The organism is Lactobacillus sp. XV13L (assembly GCF_059900875.1).
Genome location: NZ_JBWXGD010000001.1, coordinates 40471 through 57553, shown reverse-complemented (window position 1 = coordinate 57553; position 17083 = coordinate 40471). Strand labels below are relative to the sequence as shown.

Below are 17083 nucleotides of genomic sequence, written 5' to 3'. Positions count from 1 at the left end.
TTCTAATACTTAGCGTGCGCAACAATCGTTCTTACGATCAATGCACTGTAATACTTCGATCCGACCGGCGTCGGGTGCGTCTGATCCTTATAAAACCACTCGGGGTGGTTTTGGGAATAATCATACCAATCAATGATAACCAGGTTAGGGTACTTCTTGGCCGCTTGCTCTAAGAGGGCGTTAACCTGGTTCTGCCATGACCGGGTGGGCACGCGCGTATTAATCCAAAACACGCGTCTTTTCGGCCCGAGTTGGGCCATCACGTGCTCCAAATCGGAAAGTGGAAACGGCCCGTTGGTGCCCAGTTCAACCAAAACATTCTGTGCCAGCGCATGCTGCTTTTTATACCCCGTAATTGAGGCAAGGGCAGCAGTCACCTGTCGTGAAATGGCCGCGTCGATAATCGCCTTGGGCATCAGGCGGGTCAAATCGCTGCTCGACCCGGCCAAAACGGAATCACCGATGGCTGTGAGCCTGATTTTGTGGGCCAGCTGCAGGTCAACCTGCGAGATCCCATACCTCAAAAACTCCTTGTTAACGGCGTGCGTTTTGGCGGTGCGTTTTGCCTCTTTAACTAGTTTAGCCTTTTTTTGCGCTTTTATCTTGTCTTTTTTTAACTTTAAAATTAATTTCCGGTTCTTTTTCTCCTGCTGCCTGCTGTTAGAGCTGATTCTGCGGGCCAGCTGCGACTTGTTAAAGTCTTCCGCCTTGGCCGCCGGCGATGCCAGTATCGCACAGCTCCCGGTTGCAATGACCAATACGGCAAGGACGGCCTGCCCCTTAAGAAAGTAGTTTTTGGTTTTGCCGTCGAAAACTCTGGCCACATACTTCTTGGTCTTGGCCCACGTGATTCTGCTCAGTGGCCTTTCAACAAAACGGTAAGCCAGTTCACTGAGCCCGAGAATCAGGACAACCTCGATTGTCCGGTACAAAAGCACATGGTCGGCCAGGTCAGCCACCTTATCCTCAAAGAAAATCATCACGGGAAACTGGTAGAGGTAGATCCCGTAGCTCCGTGAACCAATCCAGTTGAACACGGGGTTGGTCAGCCACCCGTTCCAGTGGCTGCAGGGGTGGGCAATCACGCCCACCAGGATCGCCGTCAGCAGGGTAAAAAGCAGCATCCCGCCGTAGTATGGAAACGCCCCTTCTGGATTCATGCTCGAACTGAAAAACAGCACGAGCATCCCGCCTAGGGCCAACAATCCGCCTGCGTCCAACAAACGCGCATCGTGCTGCGTGATGTGCGTCCGCAGCTTATCAAGCGGCCACAAAACGGCAAGCACGGCGCCAAAGCCCAAAGAAAAGAAGCGCGTATCGCTGCCGTAGTATATCCGGTTAATATCAACCTTGCACAGGTACATCAGCGCCATTTCAGCCGCCGAAACAAGTGATAGGCCCAGCAGGACCCGCGCAATGTTTTCCCTCTTCTTGACGTACTTCACCAGCAAGAAGACCACTAACGGCCACAGCAGGTAGAACTGTCCGTTGATTGCCATCGTCCACAGGTGGGTGAAGGGCGACTCGTTAGTGGCAAAGCGTTCAAAGTAGCTCTGCCCGTTCGCAATCTGCCAGAAATTATAAACACTAAGCAGGTTGGTGCAGACTATCTGGTCCAGCTTAACCAGCAAATTGCGCTGGAATAGCAGGATATAGGCCGCTGCCAGCCAGAGAACAGCAATCATCTGCGGGTACAGTTTCTTTAGCCGCCCCCAGTAGAATTTTTTATAATCAAAGAAGCCATTGTTCCGGTACGCGCGCAGCATCTGGCCCGTCACCAGGTAGCCCGATAAGACAAAAAAAATCGGGACACCCAGATAACCGCCAACAAAAGTATTGGGGTCAAGGTGGTATAAAATCACCCCGATAACTGCCAATGCTCTGAGTCCAGAATATCCTGTAATAAACCGATTTTTTGCCATTTTTAAACTTTTCTTTTTACTGCACGAATTCAAAGTTGAATGTGCCAATTATAACGTCATCGCCATCGACAGCGCCCTTTTCACGCAGCACCTCGTCTACGCCCAGGTTCTTAAGCTTGCGGGCAAGGCGGATAACACCATCATGGTAGTCCAGGTTGGTGCGCTGCACCAGCCGTTCGAGGCTTGCACCCTTGATTTCAAAGACGTGATCCTCAAGTTTCGTAATCGTGAACTCGTTTTTCTTCGGTCCTGCGTACTTGTATTCTTTAACCGTTTGACTAGTCGCGGTTTCCTTGACCACCTGCTCTTTTTCAACCTGCTCGACAACGGTGGCCGTATCCCGCATCAACTGGTCGACGCCCTCGTGGGTCACGCTGGAAATCGCGTATACCGGCCGGTCTATCCCCGCCTGCTGCAGGTCATCCTTAAAGCCAGCCAATTTTTCCGCGGAACCGGGCAGATCCACCTGCGTTGCCACAATCAGCTCCCGCCTGTTTTTCAAGTTCTGATCGTACTCAAGCAGTTCCTTGCGGATGGTCTGGTAGTCGCTGAGTGCCTCTCGCCCGTTTGCGGGATCCATTGACACCAAGTGCAGGATGACCTTGGTCCGTTCAATGTGGCGCAAAAATTGGATGCCCAACCCAACGCCCTGGCTCGCACCCTCAATCAGACCCGGCAGGTCGGCCATCGAAAAGTCGCGGCCATCGGGCAGGATAACCATCCCCAGGTTGGGCGTCAACGTGGTGAAGGAGTATGCCGCAATCTTCGGCTTGGCCTTGGTCACAACGGACAGAAGCGTCGATTTGCCTACCGAGGGAAAACCAACCAGTCCGACGTCCGCAATAACCTTCAATTCAAGGCGCAAGACCCGATCTTCTCCCGGTTCGCCGTTTTCGGCAATCTCGGGGGCGGTGTTGACGCTCGTTGCAAAGTGAATGTTGCCGCGACCGCCACGACCACCGCGGGCAACAACTAATTCCTGCTTGTTTTCAGTAAGGTCGCCTATTTCTTCATTAGTATCGAAATCATAGACCGTAGTGCCAACGGGCACGCGCAAGTATAGGTCCTTGGCCCCGCGGCCATACTGCGACTTAATCCGGCCATTTTCACCGTTAGCAGCCTTAAACTTGCGCCGGTAGCGGAAGTCCATCAGGGTTCTGAGCCCACTATCCGCAACAAAAATAATGCTGCCGCCACGGCCGCCGTCACCGCCGGCGGGACCGCCATTTGGAACGTACTTTTCATGGCGGAAAGCAACTATGCCGTCGCCACCCTTTCCGGCTTGGACCTCAATCTTCGTTTGATCGACAAATGTCGGCATATGCAATCTCCTTCCGTCTTCTCTAACCATAATACTATACCACAAACGGGTCTGATAATCGCAGTAAAGATAACTTTACAGCATCAACTTGACGGTCTGGGCCTGCGGCAGGGTCAATCCGACCGCGCACAATTCATCGACAGATGCTTCCTTGATTTTTTTGAGCGAACCAAACTGCCGCAGCAGCTTGTTTCTGCTCTTGGGGCCAATCCCCTTGATCGAATCAAGCTTGCTTGACAGTGCATTCTTGGCGTGCGTGCGCCTGTGAAAGGTGATGGCAAAGCGGTGGACCTCATCCTGGATCCGCGTCATGAGGTAGAAGCCCTGTGACTTCGGGTCAAGCGGAATCAGTTTCATTGGAACGCCGTTGATCGGGTCGCCGTATAGCAGGTGGTTGGTCCGGTGCTTGTCATCCTTAACCATTCCAGCCACGGGAATGTTGAGGTTCAGTTCATTGCGCAGTATGTCCTCGCACGCATCCACCTGAATCTGGCCCCCGTCCATCAATATCAGGTCGGGCATCTTCTGGTGTTCGCGCAAGAGGCGACTGTAGCGCCGTCGGACAACCTCCCGCGTGTTTTTGACCTCATCGCCGCCGTTTTGGTGTTCGACCTCGCCCTTCAGCTTGTACTTGCGGTAGGAATTCTTATCCGGTTTGCCATCCTTAAAAACCACTAGTGCCGAAACGGGGTCTGCCCCCTGAATGTGCGAATGGTCAAAACTTTCGATGACGTGTCCGTACGGAAGACCCAGTGCAGCAAAGATTTCCTGTTGTGCCCCCGTGGTCTTGCGGTTGTCCAGTTCGAGGAGGCGGAACTTGTCATCCAGCTTGAGCTTAGCGTTTTCCCGGGCCATTTCCAAAAGGGACCGCTTCTGCCCCCGCTGCGGCGTCCTGACCGGCACCTTCAGCACCTCGCTCAGCGCCTCGTTGTCGATCCCCGCGGGCACGAGTACTTCCTTGGGCAGTACCCGGTTTTTTTGTCCGTAAAACTGGACGATAAAAGAAGCAAAGGCATCCTCCGGCTCGCTAGTATCAGTCAGCGGGTACATTCTTGTCTCCCGCCGCAGCAGCTTGGCCTGCCGCAGAAAGAAAATCTGTACGGAAAGCCATGACTTGTCCACGTAAAAGTTAAAAATATCGCGCTGGGTATTGTCGTTAGAAATGATCTTTTGTTTTTCGACCGTTTCCTCAATGTACTTGAGCTGGTCCCGAATTTCTGCTGCCCGCTCAAACTCCATCGCCTGGGCGGCAGCCGTCATCCGTGCGGTCAGGTCCTGCTTGACCTCTGCAATGTCCCCGTTTAAAAAGCCCTTAATCCGCTTAATCTGCGCCGCGTATTCCGATTTGGGCACGGAGCGAAAGCAGGCACCCAGGCACTGCCCCATGTGGTAGTACAGGCACGGTCGCCCCTGCCTGCCGTTGCAGCGCCGCAGCGGAAAAATCTTCTGGATAAACTTTAAAGTTGCCTGGGCTGCGTAAACATTGGGGTACGGGCCGAAGTAGTATCCCCCGTCCTTGCGGACGATGCTGGTCAGCTTAGTCTGGGGATCGCGCTCGTTTGTAATCTCGATGTAGGGGTAGCCGGTTCCCTGCTTGAGCTGCACGTTGTAATAAGGCTGGTACTTCTTAATCAGCGTGACTTCAAGCAGGAAGGACTCTTTATCCGTTGAAACCGTGATGATGTCATAATCGCGGATTTCTTTAACCAGTTCAGCCCGTCGGCCGACCTGCTTGCTCTTAAAGTAAGACCGAACCCGACTCTTGAGGTTCTTGGACTTGCCCACGTATATAACCTTGCCGTTAACGTCCTTCATCAGGTAGCAGCCCGGCTTCGCGGGCAGAAGCTTCAACTTGTTTTCGATTAATTCGGTTGCCAAAAAATCACTCCCCCATTTTTGCTTTATCAATTTTACCATAAATGCGTGCGCGTAATTGCAGCCGTGCTCGTTTTGCGCGCCCTTCCCGAATTTAATTAACATAATTTTTATTATTTAAACTTGTCCGGGAAATAATTAACTATTCCCTGGTGAACGGGCGCAAATTTGCTATAATTAACAAAAAGAAAGGAATTTGACTATGGGCTTAACTTTTAAAAAACAAGACGAACTGGAAAAGCTGTTTGACAAATTTGCCACGGTTCCGGAAGACAAGAAAAAGAAGCTGGGCAAGAAGGAAAACAGCACCAAAAAAGATAAGGATAAGTAAAATGGCTCCCGTTGGGAGTCATTTTTGTTGATTATAGGTACTGTTCAATCCACTGCCACACTTCAGCGACGTGTGTCTTTTTGACTGCGCTGTAAGTGAGCACCTCAACGTTGTCGTAAGACAGGTCGAGGTGCTTCTTTAAGTTGGCCAGGACCTTGTTGACCTGGTTCTTCTTCACCTTGTCTATCTTCGTGCAAACGACCAGAATGGGCAGGTTCAGGCTGAGTGCGTAGTTGTACATCGTCACGTCGTCCTTAGTCGGTTCGTGCCGGGCATCCATCAGGATTATCAGGCCCTGCAGGTCTGGCCGTGATTCCAGGTAGTCCTGAATCATTTCGCCAAACCGCTGCCGCTGCACCTGTGAGACCTTTGCGTAGCCGTAGCCCGGAACGTCAACCAGGTAGAAGTCCTGGTTGATGATGTAGAAGTTGAGCGTTTGCGTCTTTCCGGGCTGGGAGGACGTTCGGGCCAGGTTCTTGCGACCCAGCAGTGAGTTGATTAGGCTCGACTTGCCCACGTTGGAGCGGCCCGCCAGGGCAATCTCCGGCAGGTTGTCCTTGGGGTACTGCTCCTCTTTAACGGCACTGATTGCGTAATCGCTGTTTTTAATGATCATTTGCGGTTTTTACTTCTTCTCCTAGCTCGTCTTCGGTCGGTTCGCGGTAAGTTACCTTGGGTTCTGCCAGGTCGTCAATTACGTCCTTGGTAACCTCGACCTCCTCGATGTCTGGGTCGCTCGGCGTTTTGTACATGATGCCCATCATTGCGTTTTCAATAATCGTCCGCAGTCCGCGGGCACCCATGTCCCGGTCAATGGCCAGATCAGCAATCGCATTGAGTGCGTCCGGCGAAAAGTTGAGCTTGACCTGATCAAGTGCCAGCAGCTTTTTGTACTGCTTGACCAGTGCGTTCTTGGGCTCGGTCAGTATCCTGACCAGGTCATTGCGGCTCAGCTTGTTCAGCGTGGCGATAATCGGAATACGACCGATGAATTCCGGGATGAGGCCGAACTTGACCAGGTCGCCGGTCGTCAGGTGCTTCATCCAGTCATCGGACTGCACCTTGCTTAATTCGTGCGCGGCACTAAAGCCGATTACCTTCTTGCCCAGGCGGGTCTTGACAATCTGCTCAATGCCGTCAAACGCACCGCCAACAATAAACAAAATATTGGTGGTGTCTATCTGGATCAGCTCCTGCTGCGGGTGCTTGCGGCCGCCCTGGGGCGGAACCGAAGCAACCGTGCCTTCCAGAATCTTCAGAAGCGACTGCTGGACGCCTTCGCCGGAGACATCACGGGTAATCGAAACGTTCTCAGCCTTCTTGGAAATTTTATCAATCTCGTCAATGTAGACGATGCCCCGCTCGGCCCGCTCGATGTCGTAGTCGGCGTTCTGCAGCAGTTTCAGCAAAATGTTCTCAACGTCTTCACCAACGTAGCCCGCTTCGGTCAGCGTCGTTGCATCCGCGATTGCAAACGGGACGTCAAGGATGCGCGCCAGCGTCTGGGCCAGGTACGTCTTGCCCGAACCGGTGGGCCCAATCAGCGCGATGTTGGACTTCTGCAGTTCCGTCGAAGAATCCACGTCCATCTGGCTGATGCGCTTATAGTGGTTGTATACCGCAACCGCCAGGATCTTTTTTGCACGTTCCTGGCCAATCACGTACTGGTCAAGCTCCTGCTTGATTTCCATTGGCTTGGGCAAGTCCTGCGCCTTCTTTAATGAGTCAGAGCGCAGTTCGTCATCTATGATCTTTTTGGATAAAGCGACACATTCATTGCAAATATAGACGCCATTGCCAGCGATCATTTTTTTAACTTGATCTTGCGTTTTGTCACAAAAGGAACACTTAATCTCCTCTTGATCAGTAAACTGTGATGCCATTCTATTCCTCCTCGTATTTACAAGTCTAAGATTATCATAAATCGCAAGCCACACCTACATTATTTGCTTATAAAATAAAAAAGCGGCTAAAAGAGCCGCCTTTTTACTCAAATTTTCAGCTTTTACTTGTCAGTTTTTTCAGCTTCTTTGTCGTCGTCTTTAATCTTGGCTTTAGCAACTTGCTTTGCACTATCTGCTACAAGTTCAATCGCCTTGCGCACGTTGATGTCATGCGACAGCATGTCATCGGTCAGGGTGCTGCGGACGGTCTTCTCATCCATGTTGTATTCACTTGCCAAATTCTTGATCTCGTCGTCAATTTCTTCCTTGGAAGCCTTGATGTCTTCCTTCTTGACGATTGCTTCAAGCACCAGGTTGGTCTTAACCCGCTCGGCTGCGTCCTGACTGAACTGAGCACGCAGTTGGTCTTCCGTCGTGTTGGTCAACTTGTAGTAGGTTTCAGGGCTGATGCCTTGACGCTGCATGTTGCCCAGGTACTGGTTCATTTGGGTTGTAACATCCTCCTGAATCATTGCGTCAGGGATTTCGTCGATCGTCGCGTTGGCTACGGCACCCTCGATTGCGGCCTGCTCGATAGCTTCCTTGGCGGCGTCTTCCTTCTTGGTCTTCAGGTCCTTCTTGATCTTTTCCTTTAATTCGTCAAGGGTCTCGACTGAATCGTCAACGTCCTTGGCAAACTCATCATCAAGTTCAGGCAGCTGCTTTGACTTAACTTCGTGGACCTTGGTTGCAAAGTGGGCTTCCTTGCCGGCCAGGTCTTTTGCGCCGTAGTCTTCCGGGAAAGTTACGGTGACGTCAACGTCATCGCCCGCCTTGTGACCAATCAACTGGTCTTCAAAGCCGGGAATGAACGTGTTAGAGCCCAGTTCGAGCGCATAGTCGTCGGCAGAGCCACCGTCGAACGCCTCACCGTCTACGGTACCCTTGTAGTCGATCGTAACGGTGTCGCCCTTAACGGCGGCATCCTTCTTCAGCACAAGTTCAGCGTTTTTTTCGCGCTCTTTTTCTACTTCCGCATCAACGTCCTTAGCGTAAACACGGGTGTTCTGCTTAGGCACTTCAATTCCCTTGTAGTCGCCCAATTTAACTTCTGGTTCAACACTGACGGTGGCCTTCATGGTCCAGTCCTTGCCCTTTTCCATTGATACGGGCATAATCTGGGGCTGACCAACAGCGGCAATTCCAGATTCCTTGAGTGCTGCAGAATATGCGCCGGGCAAGGCAATGTTCAGAGCATCCTCGTATAACGACTCTTCACCGTAGTACTGGTCAAAGATAATGCGTGATACGTGACCCTTTCTAAAGCCAGGAACCCGCAGACTATTTTTTACCCGCTTAAAAGCTTGGTCTAACCCACGCTTAACTTCCGCCTGGGAAATATCAAAAGTGAGTTCACCGGTTGTTTTAGCCGTTTTATTCCATTTTACAGACATTAATTAAATACCTCCAATGTCAAGTTTGACTGCATCTTTGCATACTAAATTATCTTACATTAAACACGCGCAAAAAACAAATTTAGGCAAAAAAAGATGTACTTCTATGAAGAAGTACATCTTTTTCAACTGTCTAACGTGAACTAGTCGAGGATTTCAGTAACCTGACCAGCACCAACAGTACGACCACCTTCACGGATAGTGAACTTAGTACCCTTTTCAATGGCGGCTGGTTTAATCAAGTCAACAGTAAATTCTGTATTATCGCCAGGCATAACCATTTCAGTACCTTCTGGCAATTCAATTTCACCAGTGATATCAGTAGTGTGGAAATAGAATTGTGGACGGTAATCTGAGAAGAATGGGGTGTGACGTCCGCCTTCTTCCTTCTTCAGGATATAAACTTGACCCTTGAACTTGTTGTGGGTTTGAATTGAGCCCGGTGCGGCCAAAACTTGTCCACGCGTAACTTGGTCGCGGTCGATACCACGAAGCAAGACACCAACGTTGTCGCCGGCTTCACCCAAGTCCAGAGTCTTGTGGAACATTTCCAAACCAGTAACAACTGACTTAAGAACCTTGTCTACAAGACCAACGATTTCAACTTCGTCACCGACCTTGATCGTACCACGGTCGATACGACCAGAAGCAACGGTACCACGACCGGTAATAGTGAAGACGTCTTCAACTGGCATTAAGAATGGCTTGTCAGTTTCACGTTCTGGAGTTGGGATGTATTCGTCAACCGTATCCATCAACTTCATGATAACGTCCTGTTGTTCCTTGTCGCCTTGCAGTGCCTTCAGGGCTGAACCGCGGATAACTGGAATATCATCACCAGGGTAATCGTATTCAGTCAACAGGTCGCGAACTTCCATTTCAACCAAATCAATCAACTCTGGGTCGTCAACTAGGTCTGTCTTGTTCAAGAAGACAACGATGTAGTCAACCCCAACTTGGCGAGCAAGCAAGATGTGCTCACGCGTTTGTGGCATCGGACCATCAGTTGCAGCAACAACCAAAATCGCACCATCCATCTGGGCAGCACCGGTGATCATGTTCTTGATGTAGTCGGCGTGACCTGGAGCATCCATGTGGGCGTAGTGACGCTTTTCAGTTTCGTACTCCACGTGGGCGGTATTGATAGTAATACCACGTTCCTTTTCTTCAGGCGCAGCATCGATTTCTGAATAGTCTTCAGCCTTAGCCAAGCCTTTTTCTGATAAAACTTTAGTAATAGCCGCAGTTAAAGTGGTCTTACCGTGGTCAACGTGACCGATAGTACCAATGTTTACGTGTGGCTTCGTTCTAACGTAATGTTCTTTTTCTGCCATTAAAATGACCCTCCTGTGAATTTGCAAGAAGTCCGTTGAGTAAGTAACGGATAGTTCTCTGTTGAATATTGTACTACTTTCACGGGCAAATGCCTAGTATTTTAATGCATAGAGCCATGCCCAATGAAAACGTCCTTTGCTATTATACTAAATACCATTAAAAAGTAAAGCCCCTTTGCCCAAATTATTTGGGCAGATGCGCGTCAATCGCCTTAAACAGTGCATGATTGCCCCGCCCGTCGCCTTTTTCAACGTAGGAAGCAATGTCGCGGGCGAAGCTGTCCGGTTCGTCGACGTAGCGGCCGATTTTAGGGTAGAGGCTACCCAAAATCAGGTTGACCTCGCCCAAAACAGCGGGCAACTGACTGGGACGGTGGTAATAGCGCGACCCGATGCCCGACACCACTTCGCGGTAGACCGGATTTTGTTTCAGGAGGCTACTTTGCGCGGGGATAAACTCTTCCTGCACGCCCAGCACCATCACCTTGATCCTGTCGCTGATGCCCAGGCGCGTGAGGTCCTCGCACAGCGCAATCCGCACGGCAAAGTTAAGGCTTGGATCCAACAGCAGGCTCTGCGCAAAATTCTCAAAGGTTGTTAAATCAAGCTTTAACAGCTGCTGGTAGTCTTGCTGCGTGGGCTGGACTTTTTGCCTAAACGCACTCATGATTGCCTGCTGGCGCTCTTTTGCAAGCGGCGCTACCGCAATTGCGATTTCTTGCCTGCTGAGGTTTGCCACCTCCAACGCTTCAATGACAAAGTGGTTGGCCTGCAGAACTTTTTTATACACAGCCAAAATTTCCTGGTTAGAAAACAGGTCCCTTTCTTCCTTAATCAGCGCATACGCGGCGTAAGCCTCATCGTTCTTGAGGTACAATGCGCAAAGCTGCGTGACGACCTCGGAACTTGCACCGCCCTGCAAAGCCTCCTCCGCGTTTTCAATTGCCCGGTCAAGGTCGCCGCGCGCCGCATTTTGACGTGCCAGTGCAAGCAGGTTTTGTTGACTCAGGGTCGTCATCGCTGGTTCTTCTCGACGATTTGCTGCCTGGACTTGTTCATGGTTCTAAGCTGCTTGCCCTCCTCAGCCTTGTCGCTACGCTTCTGCATCGCACGGTGGCGGTTCTGGTTAACCTCCATAACGACCGGCAGGACCACCGGACGCCGGTTGGTTTTTTTGTATAAAAAGCGCTCCAAGTCGTTGCGCACGTCCTGCTTGATTTCGGACCAGTCAAACTTCTTGTGCTCAAAGTTGTTCATGATCGTCTTCTTGATGAGCTCAACGCTGTCCGCCATTAATTGCCGATTGGCCTTGATGTAGACAAAGCCGCGACTGGTAACCTGCGGTTGGGCAATGATCTTCTTCTTGCGCCGGTCAATCGTGACCACGGCAATAAAGATGCCGTCGTCGGACAAGACTTCACGATCGCGCAGCACGATGTTGCCAACATCCCCGATGCCCGATCCATCAATCATCGTGTCCTCACCCGGAACCGGGTCGCTCAGGTGGAAACGCTTCTGCTTGAAGTCGTAACTCAGGCAGTCCCCATTTTTGGAAATAAAAATGTGGTCCGGCTTGATTCCGGCACGAACCGCCAGGTCCCTGTGAACCTCGAGCAAACGGTATTCCCCAATCACCGGAATCAGGAACTGGGGTTTCAAAATGTCGATGAGCATCTGCAAATCGCGCCCCGTTGCGTGTCCACTCGTGTGCTTGGCCTTACCGAGCTGAATGACCGTGCCGTCCGCGCTATAGACTGCATCACTGGTCTGCGCCACCATCGTTTCAACCGCATGCGATGGTGTCGTCGCAATGAAGACGAGATCGCCCTTGTGGATGGTGATCATGCTGTGGCGATTTTTGGCCATCTTCTGCAGTGAATTCAGCGGCTCGCCCATCTGGCCCGTTTCGAGGATAACCGTCTTATTATCAGGTGTTTCCTTTTGATCCTTAACCCGCATTAGCAGGCCCTTGGGTACCTTAAGGTAGCCTAATTCCATTGCCGTACGCACGATTTTGGCAACATCGCGGCCCGTCAGCAGCACCCGCCGGCCCGTGTTATAGGCTGCATTGAGGACTTCCTGGATTCTGATCAGATTAGAGGCCTTGGACGCAACAATTACCCGGCCCTCCGCATTGCGAAAAACGTTGGTAACATATTCACCAATCTCCTGTTCGGAAACATTAGGCAAGGCGGCCTCAGCGTTTGACGAATCGCTCAAAAGGGCTAAAACGCCCTTGGGCGCAATCTTGGCCAAACGGTCTATATCCGTTTGGTAGCCCGGTGCAGCCGACGGGTCGAACTTGAAGTCCCCCGTGTAGACCACCTCGCCTGCCGGCGTATGAACATCAATACCCAGTGAATCAGGAATCGAGTGCGTGGTACAGAAGAATGATATGCTTGCATTCTTAAAATCAATCTCAGTATCCGCGTCAATGACGTGGAACAGGCTACTCTGCAGGCGCTTGTTCTCACGCTTGACCATTATCTTGGCCAGTTCAACGGTCAAACGCGAACCGAAGATCGGAATATCGTACTGCCGCAGGATATACGGCAGCGCACCCAGCGAATCGGCGTGTCCGTGGGTCAAAAAGATGCCGACAACCTGGTCGCCGTACTGCTCGAAGAAGTCGAGGTCCGGAATCACCAGGTCGATGCCGTACAAAGAGCTGTCGGGATACTTGAGGCCCGCGTCCAAGACAAAAATTTCATCATTAACCTGAACGGCATACATGTTCTTTCCTTGTTCACGGACGCCGCTCAAAATCATTACTTTAACTTGATCAGTCATAATATTTCCTTTTCTATATTTGCTATTCAATTGTTATTTAGGATCATTACGATCACAACGCAAAAAAGTATCTTTTATTATTTTAGCATAAAAAGCACGGTGGTAAAAACAAAAAAAGCCAACCCCTTAACTGGGGCCGGCTTGAAATAATTGCGGCTTGCGCTTAACGACGCAGACCGAGCTTCTTGATTAGTTCACGGTAACGATTGATGTCGTTGTCCTGTAAATAACGAAGCAAGTTACGACGGTGACCAATCTTCTTTAATAAACCAACGTATGAGTGGTGGTCATGGGAATGATTCCGCATGTGCTCAGTCAAGTTGTTGATGTCCGTGGTCAGGATTGCAACCTGAACCTCGGTTGAACCAGTGTCACCCTCGTGGGTCGCAAAATTCTTGATGATCTCATCTTTTTCTGCTTTTGAAATTGCCATAATGTTTTTCACCTTTCGCTAAAATAATTGCCGTTAACAACGTTAACCGTCAGGTGTGAGCGCGCAAACAGCGTTAACGGTTCACAACAATAGTATGATACAGATTATTTTTTTAAAAAGCAAGCGCAAATTACCTTGCATCTCCAATTATTCTTCAGTATAATCAATTAAGTGAATTTACAATCATTGGAGGTGAATTTTATGCCACAAATCAAATCAGCGATTAAGCGTGTTAAGACTCAAGATGCTGCTAGAAAGCGCAATGCTGCTCAAATGAACCAGTTACGGACTACAATTAAGAAGTTCAAGACGGCTCAGGCTGCTGGTGCTGAAAACGCCTCCGAATTACATGTTGCTGCTGCTCGTGCACTGGACAAGGCCGCTTCTAAGGGCCTGATCCACAAGAACAAGGCCAGCCGTGACAAGAGCCGCTTAGCTAAGTTAGTTAAATAAAATTGACTAAAAACGAAAAAGACAGGAATTCAGGTTCCTGTCTTTTTATATGCCCAAAATAAAGAGCACCAGAAAATTATCGTCGTGGTAGCAGCCCCTCTTATAGTTAAAGTCCAACTCAATTGCTTGCTCCAGCAGCTGGGCCAATTTAGGAACGGCCAGGCCATTTTTGAGGCTTAGCTTCACCCGGTACGGGTGCACGCCTAACTCCTTGACGATTTGCGCCTCGCTCCTGCCCCGGCTTTTGAGGACTTTGACCACAAGCAGCAGTTCCAGCTGGTTCTCGAAGACAGCCAGCAGCTGGATGGGACTATTGCCCTCACGCAGCTGGTTTTTGAGCCGCTTTATCGCCTCGCGGTACCTGTAATTCAGGGCAGCCTCAAGAATCGCGAAGACGTTCTGTGCCAGGGAGAGGTCGATGTTTCTCTTGATTGCTTCCGTGCTGATCTTGCCGTCGGCGGCCACCACCTTCAGCTTTTTGTAGTTGGCAAGCGCCTGGTCGAGCACCTGGTCGCTGCGCTCCAGAAGCAGCTGCAAGTCCGCATTAGCAATCTGGTAGCCCTCTGCCGCGATTATCCCCCGAACCACCTTGCCCGCTTCATACGCCTTGACGTGGGCGTCGACCACGTTGAACTGCTTCAATGCGGTTTTGGTCAGCTTCTTGCGCCGGTCCAGCTTATCATACGATGCCACCAGGACAACGACGTCGTCAAGCTGGTCAATGTGCTCAAAGATGCCCTGCAGCTGCTGCACTTGCTTCTGGAACTTTTTGGGAACCTTGGACGTCAGAAAGAAGGGATTTTTGACCGTGATGACCTTTTGCTGGCTAAACAGACTCGACTCAGTCAATTCGGCGATTAGCTCGTCCAGGCTGTCGCTTGCGCAATCCACCGTCACCCGTTCTTTATCCGCAAAAGTTGCCTCATGGGTGTAGGAGCGGGCGAGATAATCATTAAGAAAGTCGTCGCCGCCCGTGATCAAGGTTTGCGGATTATTGCTGTTAGAATTTTTAAATAAAGAAAGTAGCGTCATTTCGCTTCTCCTATGAATATCGGGTCTAAAAAGATCTCAATCGTCTTGCCATAAGTCCCAATAATCATACCACATTGCCCCCTTGATGCCCACGGCCCAAAAGGCAAGCATGAAAGCCGCAAGAAAAAGTTTAAAACCTACGTCAAACACCCCGTCTCACTGGATTTTCACTTCCAGAAACGGGGTATTTATTTCATTAACTAGCTAATCATTTATAGAGCTTGGACAGCAGACCGAAGTTCGGTATGCCCAGCCCCGTTGCCTGGTTGTAAATTGTGCCCGGCTGGCCCGTGTAATAGCCGTTGGTGTTGTTCACGGTAGAATTCAGCGGCGATAGCGGGCTGTTTTTTTGTCCTGCCAGCTGGTACAGCTGCGGGTTCCAAAAGCCCATCCGCTGCCGGCCCACTTGACTATTGATCAGTGCCGCCACCCCGGCAAACTGTGGGGCAACGATGCTGACGCCACCGTTATTGGGCTGCCACGGTGAATGCCCCTTCTCATACTGGTAGACGGTATAACCCGTTGAACCCGAAGAGTTAGCGGAGAGATCGGGATAGTTGCGCCCCATGCCGGTGCCCGTTAGCAGTGGTGGATTAAAGTTATATTTGCTGTATTCCTTTAAATAATTGCGCGCCTTGAAGGTGTTGACACCCGGAATACCGGCTTGGTAGTACGGCGTCTCATAGTGGCTGCTAAAGCCGCCGCTCGTGCCCGTCAGAAAGCTTGTTAGCAAAGCAGGATACTTTTTAAGCAGGGCCGCAGCACGTGCTTTTTTAAGCGACTTCAAGTTGCTTAACGTGTTGCCCTGCCACCAGGCCGTTTCCGGCAGCTGAAGGTGGCCCAGGTTCTTGGCCCAAGTGGGAATCCCCTTGGCCCTGTCCTTAACCAGCTTGGGAAAGTCCATGTCCGCCGGCAGCGACGTGCCACCGACACAGGTCATCCAGGGATTGGTGGCCAATGGATCGCTCGTCTTATGCGTGTAGTTCAGTGTGCCGTATTGGCCCCTGATTCGGCTAATCTTCGGCCAGAAGGCAGCGTGGTCACCCGAAATAACCAAATTAGTAATGCCCTGCAGAGCAGCCTGGGCCATCACCGTATTGAGCACTAGGCCATAGTTCGGCGCAACCAGCTTGTGCTTCAGCAGGTACGCCAGCGTGCCCTGTTCTGCAAGCCCCCAGCTGCAGGACAAGACAGAGCTGCGATTGTAGTTAATCGCCCGGGTATATGTTGACAGAACGTTGGTTAATGAAGAAACCTCGCCGTTATAGACGTGGATATCCGCTTGGGGCGCAACCGAACCGGCATACTCAACGTCCATCGTCGTCTCGCGGTCATGGTCGCTGTACAGCTTTTTAAGCTCATACCACCGGTTGATCGGTGTCTTCGTTGACTGCAGGCGGCTTGGAGCGGTTGCGGCCCGTTCGTGGTGCCAGAAAGTGAGCGCATCGGACTTCCTAACGCCGCCAAAGGAGATAATGCCGATCGTTTGCCCCTGTCCGCTCAAGCCCTGCTGGTAGAGGTCATCGACATGGTAGTGGTCGGTAAACTTGCTAGTAAAGCCGGACTTCATGTTGTTTTTGCTGGCCGCATTTGATTCTTCAGCCGCTGCGTGCTGCCGGCCGCTTTCATCGCCCATGTTGCAAAGATAGGCAGAATTATGTTCCGTCAGACCAACAACGGCTAGTACCGACCGGGCCAGATCCTGCGGAAAACTTGGTGCGGTCTTGCCAAATTGCAGCGGCTCGTGGTGGTATCGTGCCCGGTCAACCTTGACGTTAAACAGCTTGTTAACGTCTGCAGCTTTACCTGATGCCGTGATGCTCAAGCCGCTTGGCGCTGACTCGGCCGTTAGGTGGTGGTCCTGCAGCAGTTTTTGCCAACGTGCGGTAAGACTCTGGGGCTGACCGTATTCTTGGCGGATTTGGTCTGGAGTCATGAAGTGCTTAAAATCAGTATTCCCCGGTTCATTAACGGCCCTGGCCTCCTTAAAATAGTCTTCTTGCTTGCGCGGCTTCAAAAAAATCATGAACGTGATTTGATCGCTACGTCGTACCTTCAAGGGCCGCATCAGCCGCACGCGCTGCGCCTTGACGGGCAAACTTTGCCTGCTGGCCAAGGCGGCGGTTGGCGCGCTCAGCATTAAGATAAGCGCGCCCAGCGTGGCCAGCGCCCAATAACTTTTTTTCTTCAAAATTTTTCCTCCACAATATTAATGATGTTTTTAGTATTATATCATGTATAACATTGTCTTGAAA

14 protein-coding genes are annotated in these 17083 nt (G+C 50.9%); 2 read left to right on the top strand and 12 right to left on the bottom strand.

All coding sequences use genetic code 11. The features are described from left to right. Positions 1 to 2 precede the first annotated feature (2 nt). The 3 genes from AC2JF6_RS00285 to uvrC form a co-directional block, all read right to left on the bottom strand. Positions 3 to 1922, bottom strand: coding sequence for an acyltransferase family protein (locus AC2JF6_RS00285; protein WP_500728742.1), 1920 nt, complete (start codon positions 1920 to 1922; stop codon positions 3 to 5). 16 nt (positions 1923 to 1938) lie between these two features. Next, on the bottom strand, positions 1939 to 3243 hold the full coding sequence (gene obgE, locus AC2JF6_RS00280; protein ID WP_500728741.1) for a GTPase ObgE: 1305 nt from the start codon (positions 3241 to 3243) through the stop codon (positions 1939 to 1941). Positions 3244 to 3318: 75 nt separating this feature from the next. Further along, a complete protein-coding gene (gene uvrC / locus AC2JF6_RS00275) occupies positions 3319 to 5121 on the bottom strand; it encodes an excinuclease ABC subunit UvrC (protein WP_500728740.1) in 1803 nt (600 codons plus the stop codon). Between the two features lie 199 nt (positions 5122 to 5320). On the opposite strand from uvrC, the gene AC2JF6_RS00270 reads away from it, so the two are divergent. Then, positions 5321 to 5449: an SPJ_0845 family protein gene (locus AC2JF6_RS00270; RefSeq protein ID WP_500728739.1), complete on the top strand. Its 129-nt coding sequence runs from the start codon at positions 5321 to 5323 to the stop codon at positions 5447 to 5449. Between the two features lie 31 nt (positions 5450 to 5480). Here the strand turns inward: AC2JF6_RS00270 and yihA are convergent, their stop codons facing one another. From yihA to rpsO, 7 genes are all read right to left on the bottom strand, one after another. After that, a complete protein-coding gene (gene yihA, locus AC2JF6_RS00265; RefSeq protein WP_500728738.1) occupies positions 5481 to 6065 on the bottom strand; it encodes a ribosome biogenesis GTP-binding protein YihA/YsxC in 585 nt (194 codons plus the stop codon). Beyond that, the gene (gene clpX / locus AC2JF6_RS00260) at positions 6055 to 7332 is read right to left on the bottom strand and encodes an ATP-dependent Clp protease ATP-binding subunit ClpX (protein ID WP_500728737.1); all 1278 of its coding nucleotides are present in this window, start codon (positions 7330 to 7332) and stop codon (positions 6055 to 6057) included. The genes yihA and clpX overlap by 11 nt, the downstream gene beginning before the upstream one ends. Positions 7333 to 7454: 122 nt before the next feature. Continuing rightward, the gene (tig, locus tag AC2JF6_RS00255; RefSeq protein ID WP_500728736.1) at positions 7455 to 8786 is read right to left on the bottom strand and encodes a trigger factor; all 1332 of its coding nucleotides are present in this window, start codon (positions 8784 to 8786) and stop codon (positions 7455 to 7457) included. Positions 8787 to 8929: 143 nt separating this feature from the next. After that, positions 8930 to 10120: an elongation factor Tu gene (gene tuf / locus AC2JF6_RS00250; RefSeq protein WP_500728735.1), complete on the bottom strand. Its 1191-nt coding sequence runs from the start codon at positions 10118 to 10120 to the stop codon at positions 8930 to 8932. A gap of 184 nt (positions 10121 to 10304) precedes the next feature. Then, positions 10305 to 11138 carry a tetratricopeptide repeat protein gene (locus tag AC2JF6_RS00245; protein WP_500728734.1) on the bottom strand — a complete coding sequence of 278 codons (834 nt, stop codon included), beginning with the start codon at positions 11136 to 11138 and terminating at the stop codon, positions 10305 to 10307. Beyond that, a complete protein-coding gene (locus AC2JF6_RS00240) occupies positions 11135 to 12910 on the bottom strand; it encodes a ribonuclease J (protein WP_500728733.1) in 1776 nt (591 codons plus the stop codon). Before AC2JF6_RS00240 ends, AC2JF6_RS00245 begins: the two co-directional genes overlap by 4 nt. A gap of 163 nt (positions 12911 to 13073) precedes the next feature. Beyond that, the gene (rpsO, locus tag AC2JF6_RS00235) at positions 13074 to 13343 is read right to left on the bottom strand and encodes a 30S ribosomal protein S15 (protein WP_500727019.1); all 270 of its coding nucleotides are present in this window, start codon (positions 13341 to 13343) and stop codon (positions 13074 to 13076) included. 201 nt (positions 13344 to 13544) lie between these two features. Between rpsO and rpsT the strand changes: the two genes are divergently transcribed. Then, complete coding sequence (gene rpsT / locus AC2JF6_RS00230; RefSeq protein WP_500728732.1) at positions 13545 to 13796, top strand: 30S ribosomal protein S20; 252 nt, start codon at positions 13545 to 13547, stop codon at positions 13794 to 13796. A gap of 45 nt (positions 13797 to 13841) precedes the next feature. Here the strand turns inward: rpsT and holA are convergent, their stop codons facing one another. Both holA and AC2JF6_RS00220 read right to left on the bottom strand, forming a co-directional pair. Next, positions 13842 to 14828, bottom strand: coding sequence for a DNA polymerase III subunit delta (holA, locus tag AC2JF6_RS00225; RefSeq protein WP_500728731.1), 987 nt, complete (start codon positions 14826 to 14828; stop codon positions 13842 to 13844). A 208-nt stretch (positions 14829 to 15036) separates the two neighbouring features. Continuing rightward, positions 15037 to 17019 (bottom strand): S53 family peptidase, encoded by a 1983-nt coding sequence (locus AC2JF6_RS00220; protein ID WP_500728730.1) that lies wholly within the window; start codon positions 17017 to 17019, stop codon positions 15037 to 15039. Positions 17020 to 17083 lie beyond the last annotated feature (64 nt).

Excerpts from the sequence above, each read along its gene's own strand:
- tig (WP_500728736.1), bottom strand. The coding sequence starts at position 8,786 with ATGTCTGTAAAATGGAATAAAACGGCTAAAACAACCGGTGAACTCACT.
- AC2JF6_RS00245 (WP_500728734.1), bottom strand. The coding sequence starts at position 11,138 with ATGACGACCCTGAGTCAACAAAACCTGCTTGCACTGGCACGTCAAAAT.
- AC2JF6_RS00285 (WP_500728742.1), bottom strand. The coding sequence starts at position 1,922 with ATGGCAAAAAATCGGTTTATTACAGGATATTCTGGACTCAGAGCATTG.
- clpX (WP_500728737.1), bottom strand. The coding sequence starts at position 7,332 with ATGGCATCACAGTTTACTGATCAAGAGGAGATTAAGTGTTCCTTTTGT.
- tuf (WP_500728735.1), bottom strand. The coding sequence starts at position 10,120 with ATGGCAGAAAAAGAACATTACGTTAGAACGAAGCCACACGTAAACATT.
- yihA (WP_500728738.1), bottom strand. The coding sequence starts at position 6,065 with ATGATCATTAAAAACAGCGATTACGCAATCAGTGCCGTTAAAGAGGAG.
- holA (WP_500728731.1), bottom strand. The coding sequence starts at position 14,828 with ATGACGCTACTTTCTTTATTTAAAAATTCTAACAGCAATAATCCGCAA.
- AC2JF6_RS00240 (WP_500728733.1), bottom strand. The coding sequence starts at position 12,910 with ATGACTGATCAAGTTAAAGTAATGATTTTGAGCGGCGTCCGTGAACAA.
- obgE (WP_500728741.1), bottom strand. The coding sequence starts at position 3,243 with ATGCCGACATTTGTCGATCAAACGAAGATTGAGGTCCAAGCCGGAAAG.
- rpsO (WP_500727019.1), bottom strand. The coding sequence starts at position 13,343 with ATGGCAATTTCAAAAGCAGAAAAAGATGAGATCATCAAGAATTTTGCG.
- AC2JF6_RS00270 (WP_500728739.1), top strand. The coding sequence starts at position 5,321 with ATGGGCTTAACTTTTAAAAAACAAGACGAACTGGAAAAGCTGTTTGAC.
- rpsT (WP_500728732.1), top strand. The coding sequence starts at position 13,545 with ATGCCACAAATCAAATCAGCGATTAAGCGTGTTAAGACTCAAGATGCT.